This window comes from Runella rosea (assembly GCF_003325355.1).
GTDB lineage: Bacteria > Bacteroidota > Bacteroidia > Cytophagales > Spirosomataceae > Runella > Runella rosea.
Genome location: NZ_CP030850.1, coordinates 4,015,959 through 4,031,222, shown reverse-complemented (window position 1 = coordinate 4,031,222; position 15,264 = coordinate 4,015,959). Strand labels below are relative to the sequence as shown.

The 15,264-nt window shown below is 44.5% G+C and carries 11 protein-coding genes; 3 read left to right on the top strand and 8 right to left on the bottom strand.

Going from position 1 to position 15,264, the window contains the following annotated elements; genetic code table 11:
• Positions 1 to 67: 67 nt before the first annotated feature.
• The 3 genes from mtgA to DR864_RS16835 all read left to right on the top strand — a co-directional run bounded on the left by mtgA (position 68) and on the right by DR864_RS16835 (position 5,096).
• Complete coding sequence (gene mtgA / locus DR864_RS16845) at positions 68 to 823, top strand: monofunctional biosynthetic peptidoglycan transglycosylase (RefSeq protein WP_114068079.1); 756 nt, start codon at positions 68 to 70, stop codon at positions 821 to 823.
• 243 nt (positions 824 to 1,066) lie between these two features.
• Positions 1,067 to 4,024, top strand: coding sequence for a GEVED domain-containing protein (locus tag DR864_RS16840; protein ID WP_114068078.1), 2,958 nt, complete (start codon positions 1,067 to 1,069; stop codon positions 4,022 to 4,024).
• Positions 4,025 to 4,184: 160 nt separating this feature from the next.
• Positions 4,185 to 5,096 carry a hypothetical protein gene (locus DR864_RS16835; RefSeq protein ID WP_114068077.1) on the top strand — a complete coding sequence of 304 codons (912 nt, stop codon included), beginning with the start codon at positions 4,185 to 4,187 and terminating at the stop codon, positions 5,094 to 5,096.
• Positions 5,097 to 5,101: 5 nt separating this feature from the next.
• On the opposite strand, the gene meaB is transcribed toward DR864_RS16835, so the two are convergent.
• The 8 genes from meaB to DR864_RS16795 form a co-directional block, all read right to left on the bottom strand.
• A complete protein-coding gene (gene meaB, locus DR864_RS16830; RefSeq protein WP_114068076.1) occupies positions 5,102 to 6,085 on the bottom strand; it encodes a methylmalonyl Co-A mutase-associated GTPase MeaB in 984 nt (327 codons plus the stop codon).
• A 90-nt stretch (positions 6,086 to 6,175) separates the two neighbouring features.
• Positions 6,176 to 6,856 carry a 2-C-methyl-D-erythritol 4-phosphate cytidylyltransferase gene (locus DR864_RS16825; protein ID WP_114068075.1) on the bottom strand — a complete coding sequence of 227 codons (681 nt, stop codon included), beginning with the start codon at positions 6,854 to 6,856 and terminating at the stop codon, positions 6,176 to 6,178.
• 92 nt (positions 6,857 to 6,948) lie between these two features.
• On the bottom strand, positions 6,949 to 7,992 hold the full coding sequence (queA, locus tag DR864_RS16820) for a tRNA preQ1(34) S-adenosylmethionine ribosyltransferase-isomerase QueA (RefSeq protein WP_114068074.1): 1,044 nt from the start codon (positions 7,990 to 7,992) through the stop codon (positions 6,949 to 6,951).
• 147 nt (positions 7,993 to 8,139) lie between these two features.
• Positions 8,140 to 8,709 carry a hypothetical protein gene (locus DR864_RS16815; protein ID WP_114068073.1) on the bottom strand — a complete coding sequence of 190 codons (570 nt, stop codon included), beginning with the start codon at positions 8,707 to 8,709 and terminating at the stop codon, positions 8,140 to 8,142.
• A gap of 19 nt (positions 8,710 to 8,728) precedes the next feature.
• Positions 8,729 to 11,053: a TonB-dependent receptor gene (locus DR864_RS16810; protein WP_229599406.1), complete on the bottom strand. Its 2,325-nt coding sequence runs from the start codon at positions 11,051 to 11,053 to the stop codon at positions 8,729 to 8,731.
• Between the two features lie 33 nt (positions 11,054 to 11,086).
• The gene (locus DR864_RS16805; protein WP_229599405.1) at positions 11,087 to 12,073 is read right to left on the bottom strand and encodes a toxin-antitoxin system YwqK family antitoxin; all 987 of its coding nucleotides are present in this window, start codon (positions 12,071 to 12,073) and stop codon (positions 11,087 to 11,089) included.
• Between the two features lie 175 nt (positions 12,074 to 12,248).
• On the bottom strand, positions 12,249 to 13,799 hold the full coding sequence (locus DR864_RS16800) for a DUF1501 domain-containing protein (RefSeq protein ID WP_114068072.1): 1,551 nt from the start codon (positions 13,797 to 13,799) through the stop codon (positions 12,249 to 12,251).
• A gap of 24 nt (positions 13,800 to 13,823) precedes the next feature.
• The gene (locus tag DR864_RS16795) at positions 13,824 to 15,206 is read right to left on the bottom strand and encodes a DUF1800 domain-containing protein (protein WP_114068071.1); all 1,383 of its coding nucleotides are present in this window, start codon (positions 15,204 to 15,206) and stop codon (positions 13,824 to 13,826) included.
• Between the last annotated feature and the right edge of the window lie 58 nt (positions 15,207 to 15,264).

Sequence of the window (15,264 nt, the reverse complement as noted above, 5' to 3'; positions counted from 1 at the left end):
GTGCCACTGAACCTTTGAATCATCTCTGTAATTTTTAATATCTTTATCAGCCCAACAAAGACATTTTATGGCCGCTAATCGTATTCGTCCTGCTATCGTTACCGCACCAAAACCTAAGCCTGCTTCTGCTGGGTGGCGTTCACTCATTTTGCGAATTTTACTCAAAACGATTCTTTATTTTGTGATTGGTTCGGTGATATGGGTAACGGTTTTGAAGTTTGTTCCTGTTTGGGTTACGCCATTGATGATTGCCCGAAAAATGGAGGCTATTTCAGAAGGGCGTAGCAGCAAAATTTATTCGGATTGGACACCGATGGGTGAGATGTCCAAAGAGGCGCCGCTATCGGTGGTAGCTTCGGAAGATCAGTTGTTTCCAGCACATTGGGGATTTGATTTTAAATCAATGGGCAATGCCTTCAAACACAACCTTCGGGGAAAAAAAATCAGAGGCGCCAGCACTATTTCTCAGCAGGTGGCCAAAAACGTATTTCTCTGGCAAGGACGTAGTTATATACGAAAAGGATTGGAAGCATACTTCACGGTCTTGATTGAAATAATATGGGGAAAAGAACGCATTTTGGAGGTATATTTAAACGTAGCCGAAACGGGTAATATGACTTTTGGGTATGGGGCAGCGGCGCAACGTTTTTTCTACAAACCAGCATCTTCTCTGACCCGAAACGAAGCGGCAAGAATTGCGGCGGTGCTACCGAGTCCACTTCGTTTTTCGGTCAAAAATCCATCCAGTTATGTTCAACGTCGTACTGCCCAAATAGCGCGCCAAATGCGGATGTTGGGTCGCGACTATGTCCTTGGTTTATGACTTCATTAAGTATTTTTGCTTATTCCTTGGAGAATAGATAAAAACCATATTATTTAGAAGAATCACACAAATAGTATTCTGTTAAGTTTATCTAAGATTGACGTACTAATTGCCGAAAAATTTAAAGAATACCCTACTTATCCTGAGAATTATTTGATTTACCTAACCGTAAATCCAAACAATGAACCTTTATACCTGTGAAATAAATCATGGGGTATAATTGGGAAATCAAGAAGTAGGGTTATGAAAAAAAACGGATTACGTTTTCTTATTTTGATGACGGCATTATGTGGATTGTTGCTTTGTAATAATGCAACAGCACAGCTTACTCCCTGTGCCGTGGCCGACCCACCCAGCGACAGTATCCTAGGTTTGGAGAAAAGGCTTTTAAAATTAAAAAGCCAATTTGTTAAAAATGCCCGGACTTCGGGCTTGATGGCGGTTCAGTACATTCCCGTCAAAGCGCATATTCTTCGTAAAAATGATGGTACGGGCGGCCTTAGTTTAGCGGATTTAAACACTTCACTGGCACAGATTAACCGCTATTTTCAGAACATAGGTTCGGGTTTACAATTATATTTTTGCGGTTCTCCCAACATTATCAACAATACTGCTTACTACGACTACAATAACACGGAAGAGCTAGCACTATGCAATGCCAATAATGTTTCGAATGCCATCAATATCTATTTTCCCAACAGTATTCGCTTCGGCTCACTGACGGTTTCAGGCTATGCTTATTTTCCGAGTACATTAAGTATTTCAAACAGTCTCTTCATTCAAGCGCAAGCTGCAACGGATAATCGTACGTTGGCGCATGAATTAGGCCACTATTTTAATTTATTACATACGTTTCAAAACAGTAATAATATAAATAATGCAGAACGGGAATACGTAACGCGTAATGCGATGCAGGGCGCAAACTGCACACTTAAGGGGGATTTATTGTGTGATACGCCCGCCGACCCTTACGGACGAGATTCGGTCGCAATCCAAGGGTGTACTTATACTGGAGCCGCCCGTGACCCGCAAGGCCAATTATACATGCCGTCGTTGTCAAATATGATGTCCTACTACCCGGTGAGCTGTGGTAGCGATTTTACCCCAGGTCAATACGCACGAATGGCCGACGGTTTTTTGCTACGTAGCGACCCCTCTAATCAATATAATTTTTCATGTGGACCAACCGTAACGGGGAGCAATGTACCAGGAAATTTGACAGGAATGTTGTTGGCTTCGGGCCTTTCTTTGACTTTTGCCGATAATTCTTCCAATGAATCTGGCTTTATTATTGAGCGTTCTAGCATCTCGGCAGCAGAGGGTTTTATGCCGATTGGTGGCTTGCCTCCCAACACAACCACGTACATCGATCAAACCATTAACGCATACACAACGTACTATTATCGGGTTAAAGCCTCTAATTCTTCAACTCAATATAGTGCAGTACTTACGATTTCAACGGCACTGAATTACTGTACGCCTACGTATACCTACGCATGCGGCACCGCGGCAGTTGTCATAGACGAATTCGTATTGAAGCAAGGAGCCACAACCATTATTAATAATAACAATTCAAATTGCTCCCTAGCCAACTATGGAGACTACACGGGTACTCCTTATCCGGTAACGGCGGGGAATACGTATACTTTTACCGTTGCCGCAGTGGCACAGGGTTCGGGTAATTATTATGATCAACACGTATCTATTTGGGTAGATTTTGACCAAGATGGTTATTTTGAATTAAACGAAAGGGTATATCGAAGTGATAGTTTGGTTTCGATGCCTCGTATGAATCCAGTAGCATCAGGTGCTTTTGTCATACCTATCTCCGTTCAAGGATTAGTAAGGGTTCGAGTACGTTCGGGCTTTAATTTTGGCGTGAGCAGTGCTGTCACCAATCCATGCGGACTACTTCCTTTTGGTGAAACGGAAGACTATATGTTGCAGGTAACTTCTCCCTCTCCTGCAACAATCATCACTAATGCAGTGACTCCAAGCTCCGTATGTGCTGGACAAGTAATTAGTGTGGGATTTACGGCAGCTAATTTCTCATCAACCTCCTATGTCGTACAACTTTCAGATAATACTGGAAATAATTTTATTACTATTCCTACTACGGGTACGGGAAGTCCGTTAACCGCGCAAATACCCGAAAATGCAATTGCTGGAATCGGTTATAAGGTGAGGGTTATTTCTATTTCTCCAAGTGTGACAGGGTCTGCAAGTAGCACATTTATCATCAATGCTATTCCCGATGCGCCGGGTGTTACCACCCCGATAAGTTATTCACAAGGACAAACAGCATCTCCGTTAAGTGCCGTGGGAACGAATTTAAAATGGTATTTGACTGCTTCTGGAGGAATGGGAAGTAGTGTTGCACCTACTCCTTCAACTGTTGATGTTGGAACTACCGATTATTATGTCTCTCAGACGGCGAACAATTGTGAAAGTACCCGTGCTGGAATTCAGGTTAATGTCGTTGGTGTTTCAACAGCAGCCGTTTGCTTAAACTTGGCATTGTTTTTGGAGGGGCCTTATGCTGGAAGTCAGACCATGACAAACAAGCTAAATCAGCAAGGGCTTTTGCCCGGGCAGACACCTGTAAGCTCATTAGGAGTACCAACCCCCGCTGGGCAGCCATATTCAGGAGCACCGTGGAATTATTCGGGTTCAGAAACCGTAATTTCGTATCCCTCCAACGCAGTCGATTGGGTTTTGATTTCATTGCGTACAGTTGCGCAAGATCCTATCACAACTGTTTTTCGTACCGCTGCGTTGTTGCTTTCCAATGGTAGCGTTTCGTGGGTAGGCGCTTGCCCTGTTTTGCCAATAAATCAATCGTATTTTGTTGTAGTTGAGCACCGTAATCATATAGGTGCTGTTTCGCATCAGGCAATTGCGGTCATCAATAACAGCATTAATTATAACTTTTCTACGCAGCAATCCTACATTCCAGCGGGCTCACCGGCCAATGGGCAAAAGCAACTCTCGGGAGGATTGTTCGTACTGTATGCGGCCGACTGTACCAAAAATTCACTTTCGCAAATTGACGCAAACGATACCAGTAAATGGCGAGTAGATAATGGAAAAGTAGGCCGTTATCTAACAACAGATTTTAACATGGACGGCGCTCCCGATGCCAATGACAATACCGTATGGCGTTTAAATAATGGCCGATTCTCAGGTGTCAATTTCTATTGATGGCACGTTTTTTGCAATAAATCACTAACTAATATGCGCAGTTCACTAACGAAAAATTTAAAAAAGTGAGATGAACATAAAATGAGATGACCCTAAAAGTAGATCTTATCATTAATTCTAGGGTCTTGCTGAAATACGATAGTTATAAACCGATAATGTTATGAAAAATCCAATCATTGGTCGTGGACCAATTCTCATTGGTATATTACTCTTTTTTTACGCAACTGGGGCTTTTGCGCAAACAAGTTTTAAGTTACGACTGGTTACAAAATCAATTAGTTGTGACAGCGCCATTGTCAGTGTCGAAATCCAAGCCCCTGACAGTGCATTCGTAATGGGAAATGCCAATTTGAGAATTTTCTATAAAAGTGCCCAGCTCGCAAATCCGTCTATCAAAAGCCGAAATAACTTTACATCAGGAGATTACTTTAACATAACTTCATTAACAGATGTTGGGGTAGATACCTCTGTTTTTACGCTGAATATTTTGTACAGAGGAGAGCAAGGGAGTGGAACTACCGTGGGAACTTCTTGGATTTCCATCGCGGACGTCAAATTTGCGCTGAATGGAACAAATACTTCCAAATGCTATGACTTGTTTTTTCTGCCAAAGGGCGCTTCCAATTCGCTGCCTAATACCGTAATAACCCGTGCGTATGCCTCCCCAACGGTGGAGGATCCGAGTCGGACGCTGACCGAAGAAATAAACGGGACATTTACCAACATTATGAATCAATGCTCGCTTCCTGTAGTTGCGATTGCAGGAGATACTACCATCAATGCGGGTGGAGTGGCGATTCTGACGCTCTCGTCACAAAATGGTGTCTTTCCAGCTACTGTTACAATTACTGGAGAAGCACCCATTCAATTAACCCAGGTAGAGCCAGTCAAAACGGTATCGGTATCACCAGCCACCGATACAATCTATCAAATTTTGACAGTGACAGGCAGTTGTGGTGCTGGGTCGGCAGCTTCTGGAAAAAGCCAAGTAGAGGTGTCGGTATTGGAAGTCACTCCTCCTGAGTGCCCTCCTGCTAAGTGTATCCCATTGACAGTGAGGATAATCAAATAAGAGATTTAAGAACGAAAAATATCCATCAAAAAAGTGGCGGCTCTCATGGGCAGCCACTTTTCGTTTTGTACCATTAGTTCAACTTCATGGAGTTGTTCGGTGATTTCTTTATGGCCGTAAAACTGTTCTTCCAACGTCTGACGGATGAGGCTGTGCATCCACTCCAGATTTTGTTGTCGGCGGTTTTTAACGTGGAATCCAGTGGCTTTGGATTGTGAATCAAATTGAAGAATTTGATTCCATATTTCGTGTAAACCTCGTTTCTCTAGAGCTGAGCAGGTCAAAACGGGAGGAAACCAGCCATTTTCATTGGGGGGGAATAAATGAAAAGCATTTTGGTATTCTACCACTGCTCGTTGGGCAGCGGATTGGTTGTTGCCGTCGGCTTTAGTAATTACTACGGCATCGGCCATTTCCATAATTCCTTTTTTGATGCCTTGGAGTTCATCACCTGCTCCCGCGAGCATCAATAAAAGGAAGAAATCAACCATTCCTTTTACGACGGTTTCGGATTGCCCTACTCCCATAGTTTCAACCAGTATAATGTCAAATCCTGCCGCTTCACAAAGTAAGAGGGTTTCGCGGGTTTTATTGGCTACGCCGCCCAATGAGCCGCCAGAAGGTGAAGGGCGAATGTATGCCATTGGGTCGTGGGCGAGTTCTTCCATGCGCGTTTTGTCGCCCATGATACTCCCTTTGGAGCGTTGACTGGTGGGGTCAATGGCCAATACCGCCGTTTTTTTGCCGTCGGCGGTCAATGTTTTGCCGAATGCTTCGATAAATGTACTTTTTCCAACCCCAGGCACTCCCGTGATTCCGACGCGAATGGCGGAGCCTGTACGAGGTAATATCTGTTCTAAGACTCGCTGAGCTAGAATTCTGTCGGAAGGTAGTTGACTTTCAATCAGTGTAATAGCTCTGCTAAGTATCAGCCGGTTGCCTGATAAAATACCTTCGACATACGTATCAACAGAGAGACGAGCTTGCAACAGCGTAGAGATTGATTAGTGGTAAATATTTCTCTATAAATCTGAAGGTAAAGATAAAATTTTACGCCTTAGTTTACCGACTTATGAATGTTATTCTGCTGGCTGGGCGGCAAATGCTTCTGCCCACAGTAAATCTTCAGGAGTGGTTATTTTGATGTTTTCGTAACCGCCTTCAATGAGGGTAATGGGATGGCCTGCGTGTTCTAAAACGCTGGCACAATCGGTAAAGAACGGTTGTTCGGGGGTATCAAAAGCGGGCCGCATCCAGTCTAAACGGAATGTTTGGGGAGTTTGTACCAAACGATAAGCGGCTCTGTCAACGGAACGGTTAGCGCCGTCGGCGTCGACAAAACGAATGGAGTCTTTGAGGGAGACCGCCGTAACTGCCGTGCCTTTTTGCGCGGCAACTTCAAAACTTTGGGCAATGATACTTGGAGAAACAAAGGGCCGCACTCCGTCGTGGACTGCAACTAAGCCTTCTTTTGCGCTTATTTTTTTTAAGCCATTTTTGACGGATTGAAAGCGGGTATTTCCCCCAGCCACGGTGACAATGGCGGGATAAAATCCGTGTTTGTCGCAAAGCGCATACCAAGCTTTCATCTCATTGGCAGGAAGAACCAATAGAATTTGCAGCGAAAAATCGTAAGCGATAAACTTTTCAATGGTGCGCATTAAAATAGGTTTACCCCCCACTAGCATGAATTGTTTGGGCGTTTTACTGCCCATGCGGGTGCCGTTTCCGCCGGCAACGATGATGGCAAATTTGGTCATAAAAAAATCGTTAGTAAACAGTCGTTAGCCGTCAGTATTAATACAAAAACGTAACTATGGACTATTTACTAACGACCAATTATGAACTTAACTTAAATAATCAGCATGGCATCGCCATAGCTAAAGAACTTGTATTTTTCCTTCATTGCTTCTTCATAAGCCTCCATGACAAGGTCATGGCCACCAAAAGCGCAAGTCATCATCAACAAGATGGATTCAGGTAAATGCAGGTTGGTCAGCAATGCGTTGGAAATTTTGAAGTCGTAAGGCGGGAAAATAAATTTATCCGTCCATCCTTCAAAGGGTTTTACGCGGTTGTTGGCCGATACCGATGATTCAAGTGCTTTGAGCGAAGTTGTTCCAATGGCACAAACACGTTTACCTTTATCGAGCGCTTCGTTGATTACATTGGCCGAAGCCTCGGTGATAGCGAAATTTTCGGAATCGGTTTTGTGTTTGGTCAAATCTTCAACGTCAACCTGACGGAATGTACCTACCCCTACGTGCAACGTGATTGGGGTAAAGTTGATGCCTTTGATTTCCATCCGACGTTGAATCACTTTCGTAAAGTGCATTCCAGCCGTTGGCGCAGCTACCGCACCAACGTGTTGAGCGAAGATGGTTTGATAGCGCTCACGGTCAGCATCTTCTACTTTGCGCTTAATGTCGCGAGGAAGGGGTGTCTCTCCCAACTCGTCGATGGCGCGCATCAACTCGTCGTGATTTCCGTCATACAGGAATCGAATGGTCCGCCCGCGAGAGGTGGTGTTGTCAATGACTTCCGCAACCAAGTCGCTATCGCCAAAGTACAATTTATTACCTACTCGAATTTTACGGGCAGGATCTACCAGTACGTCCCAAAGCCGCATTTCACGGTTGAGCTCACGAAGTAAAAAAACTTCAATTTTCGCACCTGTTTTTTCCTTTTGACCGTATAAGCGTGCCGGAAAAACTTTGGTATCGTTGACGACCATTGCGTCGCCTTCTTCGAAGTAGTCTATAATTTCGGAGAACTTTTTGTGTTCAATCTTTTTGGTTTGACGATTTACCACCATTAGACGGGACTCGCCGCGGTCTGCAGGATAGAGAGCAATTAAGCTCTGAGGAAGGTCAAACTTAAACTCGGAAAGTTTCATATATCTTTTTGGCTAAAAGACACCTTAAAAAAAAATAAGACCGCAAAAGTAGTAATAAATTGGCTATTATCAGCTAGTTTCGTCTTTTTTTTTAGTGCATGGTCAGGAGCCAGCCCTATTTGGGGTGTGTTATAACCAAAGGAATTATTAGGGAGCTACTACTACATCAAAGGTGATATTTACATCATCACTTCCAGGGGCAACGGTGCCATTTTTAACGGGTTGGCCATTTACAGGGGGCTGGTGGCGCAACTGAAGGCGAAGCGAACCTTGATTGATGCTGCCAGTGGCAACATTTCCAGACAATCCAATCGGGAAATTACGGCTGTCTTTGTCACTTGCCGTGTAGGTAAACAGCGACGAAGGCGTGGGCGTTAATACGACCAAATGTTCATCCCCTTCTTCCCGTACTTCGTCGGTTATGTTATCAGTTGGTGTTTTGCTTTCATCCAAAAATTCAACATCTACCTTGTAGCTGCGGCTTGCTTTTAAGGTAATCCGTGACGTTGTTGGGGCATTGCCGCCGTCGCCGTCCAAATCTTTCCATTCAAATTTTTGGGGAGTTGTTGTTCCGTCTTCGGTGAAAGTCAGGCGTACGGTGGTAATTAGCTCGTTTTCGTCTTCTGGGGCGGGAGCTTCCTTCGTTCCACAACTCCAAATGACGGCAGTAAGGGTAAAAGCCAATGTAATGGTTAATAATGAATGTGCAGGTTTCATGTTGAAATGTAGTTAAAAATTAAAAAATCCATTTTAAACGCACTGAAAAATTGCGGCCCTGGTCCAGTGAATAATACCTGAATCGGTTAAGATAGTCGCGGTAGGCAGTATCAAACAGGTTTTGTCCCGTAATGCCCCACGTTATTTTTTGTTTTTCGGTCAAAATTATATCGCCACCTACTTGGATTGACCATAAATGATAGGCAGAAGGGGGAGGCATAAAATCACTATTGGGCGGAACGCGCTTTTGTTGATCGACCCATAAATGTCCAATGGAAACGAAAGAATCATGGGAGTGAATCACTTTCCCAATTTTGTAACGCAGACCGTTTTCAATGCGATTAGCGGGGATGGCCACCAGATAATTATCGTCGGCCTGGTCGTAAGCCCTCAGATAAGAAATTTTGGCAGTATGCTCCCAGCGTTGAGTAATATTCCATTCACTTGTGACGTCGGCACCCGAAAATGTCGCGTTTGTTTGAACGTATTTAAAATAAGGAAAAGCCCCGCGAATGGTCAGAATGGGTTCCGACTGCGGTTTTAGGTAGATAAAGTTTTGAATGAAATTGTGGTAAAATCCTATTTCAGCACGAAAACGTTCGGAGGTATATTCCACGTTTCCCATCAAATTATAGGCGGTTTCGGGACGCAGGCTTTCGTTGCCTTCTTCATAGGCGGCTGCGCCGTGGTGTACTCCTTTGCTGTACAATTCGTTGACGCTGGGGGGGCGCCAGCCGGTGCCAAAATTTGCTCTTACAGAGAGATGTGAGTTGGCATTAAATACGCTCCCAATGGTACCTGACCAACTGTTGAATTGATGGTTTCGTTGGTCTAATGTTTGTCCGATAAAACGATACACTTGAAGCCAACGCATATCATATCGTAGACCCGCTTCCCATTCCCATTTTTGTTTAATCCAGCGCTCAATCACAAATGCGCCCGCGTTGGATTGCTCAAAATCAGGGATTAAGGGGCGGCCATCGGTAAAGTTGTATTGGTGCAAACCGCTGAATCCGATTTGACCAGTGATTTCTTTGGCAATGGGCTTATGCTCCAAAACCACGTCACTAGTTAAAGTAGTAATCCGAAACAGCAGTGCGGGCTTTAGGGCGGCCTGCGGACCGTGCAGGTCGTATTCGGCGCGTTGGTTGTGTTGCCGGCCTAGCGTCAGCGAAAGACGATTCCCTGAAAATTGCCAGTAGGCTTTTATCTTTAACAAATCATGGTCAACGAGCTGATTCGGACGCTCAATGGCGCGGTTAAAATCGGCTTTAATGAAGGGCTCACCATTCTGAATGACGTTGAGTAAGTCAGAGGTGCTTCCGATGTGTGAGCCCGAAAAGATACCTAAGTTGGTGTGGAACTGACTGTAAAAAACTTCGGCACCGAGTTTGAGAGAACGATAGCCTGCTGCTGCCGAAAAATTTTGTTCACGAACGCCCGTATTGGCCAAAAAATAATCGGGTGTTCGAATATTGCCGCCGTTTTTGAGGGTGCCTTGCAGGCGCCAGCCAAACCCTTTCCATTTATTGAGCCTACCTTCAATTGTTCCTGACAAAACCCCAGTGCGTCCATTTGTAAACCCAACGGTATTCAACTCGCCTCTTATTGAGCCAGTTGTGTAAGGCAGTTCTGCGGGTTCTACTAGAATGACCCCGCCGATGGCATCTGAGCCGTATCGAACACCAGCGGCACCTTTCACAACGGTTAGGCGTTTGGCAATGAAGGGGTCGATTTCGGGTGCATGTTCAGAGCCCCATTGTTGTCCTTCCTGCCGTATTCCGTTATTAATGATTAGAATCCGATTGCTGTGTAGTCCGTGGATAACGGGTTTGGCAATGAAAGCGCCCGTTTGTAGCATGGTCACACCCACAATTTTTTGCAGTGCCTCGGCCAAGGTTTGGCCGCGTGTTTGTTCTAGTGATTGATTTTGTAAAGAACCCGAAGGTTGCGTCAGTGAAGTGACGCGCCGTGCGACGATTTCTACGTCCTGCAAGTGCACTTCGTCTTCGCTGAGATTGAGGTTTTCTTCCGCGCTGTGTTGTAGCGCAATGGAGGTGCGGGTGGTTTTGTAGCCAATAATTTTACATTCCAGCACGTAACTGCCCTGACACAATCGGTCAAATTTATAGTGACCTTCGGCATCAGTAGTGGTTACTTTTGAGGTATTTTTGATGGTTAGTACGGCACCGACAATGGGCAGGTTGGTCTCACGGTCTTTGACCACGCCTTTGACAAAACAATCGCAGTCCGCCGTATTTTGGGCGTGAACTTTGTTGAAGTCAAGCAAACCAATGAAGAATAATACAATAAACAGACGAACCACCCTTTGTGAATTTTTCACAAAAGTATATTAAATGCAACTTTGTTGCAAATATTAATTTTCTGATTCTTCGGCGGGTATTTGGTCCTTGGGGCGTTCGTAGATAAGTTTTCCCTTATCATCCCATTCACTGATTAAAATTCCTTCGCCGTCTTCGTACCAGTAGCGGGGATAACGCGTCACTTTTTTACGTTGGCGCCGGTATTGGTAGTATTCATTCCAGGTACCAATGGGAAGGTCATTGTCGTATTGGCCTTTTACCATCAATTGACCGCCGTCGTAATATTTGAGATAATCCCCTTTTCTTTTTCCATAATGGATAGGAATCACTTCAAGGACTTTGGTGTGTGCGGAGTCATAATAGCTGACAACCGATTCGGCAGGGAACCCGCGTGACCATTTTGTTTTGTCCAGTAAGCGGTAGTTGGCGTCGTATGTTTCCCAGCGTCCGTCTTTGGTGCCAACGTAATAATTACCTTCTTCGACCAAGGCTCCAGATGCATAGCGTTTGTAAGGGCCGTGAAGAATAAGGGCCGATTCTTTGTCCTTGATGGCAGCTTTTGAGATAATTCGGTTGCGAGAATCGTACCAAAATACGTCTACTCCATCATATTGACGCGGTGGACGGGTTTCTTTCAATACGTGAAATTCAATCTGGGTAATTCGGTCACCGCTTCCAGTTGAGGAGGTCATGCGAAGAATAGACAGTCCCTCATAATCGGTATGGAATTTCTTCTTTTTCTTGCGTTTTGCTTTTTCTGCTTTGCGGTATTCTTTGATTTTAAGGCCTAAATCAGGAATCGTTTCCGTGAAAAAGCCCACGGCATCGGCGGGTTTTACGGCTTTTCCACCCACGGTTGCCCCAACGCTCGGAGCAGCGGTTGAAAGTCCTGCTTTTTGAAGTAAGCTATCGGCTTTGGCTTTTCTTTCCTGTAACTTTTGGGTCCGTTTGTCAATTTTTTCTGACGTTGACTGCCCGTGAGTAAGCTGGAAAGAAAACAGCAGGGTGGCAAAAAACGCTGCTGGGAAGTAATTTTTCATAATATAAGCTAACTGCTGCAATTTCTCTTTAATATGATGATATTCAACCTCCAAAATTATACCAAACTTTTAACGCTCGATTTGATAATTTGGTATAAGGAGGATAAATGTAATGAAAAAGAGAGAGTTAAAGCAAGAATTTTGATACGGGCTATCGGTGAAAAGGATGGAGAGGTTACATTTTTACCAATCGAATTACTTTTTGACCTGTATCGCATCTTAACATACATAGATAATAGCCCGGTGTCCAATGAAGCCCGTTTATTGGAAGGGTATAACTGCCGTTTTGTGCCATACCTTCGCGCAATACCTCTATTTCTCTCCCCATCAAATCATACAGCGCCAGCTTAATGTACATCTGTTTGTTGATGGTGTAGGTGATTCTGGTTAAGTCGGTAAATGGATTGGGAAAGTTTTGTTCTAAATTAAAGTCAGGATTGGTAGCCAGCGTTGTATCAGGGACAGGTTTGAAAATAGGCACCGTTTTAAACTCCTTGTTGCCCATAATGGTCGTTGCCATGGCGCGCTCTACCCCAAGGTAGTCTTGCAATACACTGGTGTAAACTTGGCGGAAATCAAATTCATATTTAATATCCCCGTTGTTGTCTACGTCACTTAAAACGGGATTTTTTCCAACCAGACCGCCCAATACTGAATTGCCGACTACAAATAAAGGGGCTGCAGAACCGTGGTCGGTTCCCATGGTTCCGTTTTGGGTTACTCTGCGGCCAAATTCGGAGAAGGTCATGACAACGACTTTGTCGCCTAATCCTCTTTTGGTCATGTCTTTTTGAAAGGCCGCGACAGCCTCAGAGACGGTTTTGAGCAGGTTAGCGTGGGTTCCCGTGGTGGTTGCGTTGGCCACTACCTGATTGGCGTGAGTATCAAAGCCGCCGATGGTTGTTAAATAAAAAGGCGTTTGTAATCCGCCCGAAATGAGTTCCCCCACAATTTTTAACTGTGTCCCCAAATTAGTATTGGGAAAAGACGTAACGTTTTTGGTCGCATTATCCCATTTTTTCTTGATAATGTCGGAGTAGGCAACGGATTGAGAAGCAATCTGCCGCATAAATTTTAGCTCTTCGCCTGCAAGTGTATTGGGAATGGGGTCTGTGTCAACACTTGTACCTTTTACTAAATTATAAAAGTTATTAGGGTCATTAAAAACAACCCCCGTAGATCCTAAATCAGACTGAATCAGGAGTGATTCTACCGCGCCTAGCTGAATAGCCATGGGCTGGTCTGGAATCTGAATTGGAAAACCTGGATAAAGTTGGGTTAAATACCGCCCGACCCAGCCCTCATCCAATACTTCGTTGGCATCAGACGCGGTTAGCCAAATGTCGGTAGAACGAAAATGAGAACGGTTAGGGCTTGGATACCCTACATTTTGAACGATGCTCATTTTCCCATTGTCGTACAGCGCTTTCAACGCGCTCATGGCGGGGTTTAACCCCATTTGGCTGGTAAGCGGGAGTACGCTTTCTTTTTTTATGGCAATATTTGCGCGCTTGTTATAATAAAGCGGATTCTCGTAAGGCACCACTGTATTGAGGCCATCATTGCCGCCAGATAGTTGAACCAGCACAAAGATTTTGCCATTCGTGGCTTCCAGATTAAGGGCAAAAGGATTGTGAGCAAAGGCCTTTACTGGCATATTTCCCATCCCAAACGCCACTCCTCCCGAAATAAGACTCAGTTGTTGTATAAACTCTTTACGGTTCATATTTTTTACGTTTTGGATAAAGAACTAGGCAAGTTGAAACTCAGGGAGCCGCATTATAGCTTTAAAAAAAACTTTGAGTTGAACATCAGCTCCTGGCGTGCTAGTAGACCAATTGGCCAAAATAGTACCGCCGAGGAGTGTTCTTACGAGTGCGTCTTTTTTCTGCGCACTGAGTGGAAATTGTAAAAAGAGCGTCACGACTTCGTCTACAAATTTTACCGCATCTTCGGAGGTTTTGTATGAGCGGGCATAATCAACGGGCGCACTTATGTTTTTGAATTGGACCGCTCGCGCATTACCCATCATATTGACTACATTGTCAGAAAAACCTCCTCTTACAACAAACGTTGTGGAGTTAATCCAGTCGCGCTGGCCCACCCATCCCTGAACGCTCGGAGGCAAAAAGAGTTGCTGTTGCAGCGCCTGTGATTGCGTATATACATATGCCCAGTCGGCGGTAGGGTTTATTTGTGCGGGGGTCATGTCAAAAGCCTTTAAAATACCAATGGTCGTCTCCATGGGGCTTTTGATTTTTGCGCCTTTGTAATCAGTTTTATAAAACTCGTCGTTGGTAAGCATGAAAGATAGGACTGGACGGATTTCGTAGTTGTTTTTACGAAAAATATCGGCCATTTGCTTCACAAAAGTTTCGTTGGGCTTATAGAAAATGAATTCTTTGTAGAGCTTCCGGCATATAAACTCGGCCGCTTCGGGTTTTTCCAAAATAATGTCGACAATATCGCCGTAGGTGAAATTGCCTGTTTTACCCAAAAAAGTCTTCGTATTGTTCGAAAAACGGTTGGGGTTGAAGGTGGCATTTAAACCGTTCACCTGCCAACCAGTAAGTGCCAAAGCGGCTTGTTTTACGTCGGTTTCCGTATAATTGCCAATTCCTAACGTAAACAGCTCCATCAATTCACGAGCGTAGTTTTCGTTGGGGGTGTTGCCGCTGCTCAGTCGGCCGTCCAAATAAATTAGCATGGCAGGGTCAATGGTGACTTCTTTGGTCAGTTGCCTGAAGTTTGCCCATGCACTGCGCCTAAAAAGTGTATTTTGTCGGTACATGTGCTGGGGAAAATTTACCTTGTCACGCTCTGAAACAAAATGATTATGCCAAAACAACACCATTTTTTCGCGCATATTTAGCTTTTCCCCCAGTTGTTGATTGTACCACCAATAGGTCATACTTCGATAGCGATCGCCGTCGGCGGTGCCATTGTTGGCGACGGGGTTTTCGTTGACCCAATCACCAGGAGGAGTGGGGAGTGGAAGCGAAGCTAAAAGGGATTTCTCCACAAACTCCTCAAGCGTTGGATAAGATAACGCTTGCTCCAAATCTTTGCGAGAATAGCCAAATAAACACCGAGAAAGCAGATGTTTAGCGTTTGATATATCCCAAACAGGCATAAGAGTAATTTTTAACGTTCAAGTAGATGGTATTGGTAAAATGTATTGACAAAAATGG

Excerpts from the sequence above, each read along its gene's own strand:
- mtgA (WP_114068079.1), top strand. The coding sequence starts at position 68 with ATGGCCGCTAATCGTATTCGTCCTGCTATCGTTACCGCACCAAAACCT.
- DR864_RS16840 (WP_114068078.1), top strand. The coding sequence starts at position 1,067 with ATGAAAAAAAACGGATTACGTTTTCTTATTTTGATGACGGCATTATGT.
- DR864_RS16835 (WP_114068077.1), top strand. The coding sequence starts at position 4,185 with ATGAAAAATCCAATCATTGGTCGTGGACCAATTCTCATTGGTATATTA.
- DR864_RS16825 (WP_114068075.1), bottom strand. The coding sequence starts at position 6,856 with ATGACCAAATTTGCCATCATCGTTGCCGGCGGAAACGGCACCCGCATG.
- queA (WP_114068074.1), bottom strand. The coding sequence starts at position 7,992 with ATGAAACTTTCCGAGTTTAAGTTTGACCTTCCTCAGAGCTTAATTGCT.
- DR864_RS16815 (WP_114068073.1), bottom strand. The coding sequence starts at position 8,709 with ATGAAACCTGCACATTCATTATTAACCATTACATTGGCTTTTACCCTT.
- DR864_RS16805 (WP_229599405.1), bottom strand. The coding sequence starts at position 12,073 with ATGAAAAATTACTTCCCAGCAGCGTTTTTTGCCACCCTGCTGTTTTCT.
- DR864_RS16800 (WP_114068072.1), bottom strand. The coding sequence starts at position 13,799 with ATGAACCGTAAAGAGTTTATACAACAACTGAGTCTTATTTCGGGAGGA.
- DR864_RS16795 (WP_114068071.1), bottom strand. The coding sequence starts at position 15,206 with ATGCCTGTTTGGGATATATCAAACGCTAAACATCTGCTTTCTCGGTGT.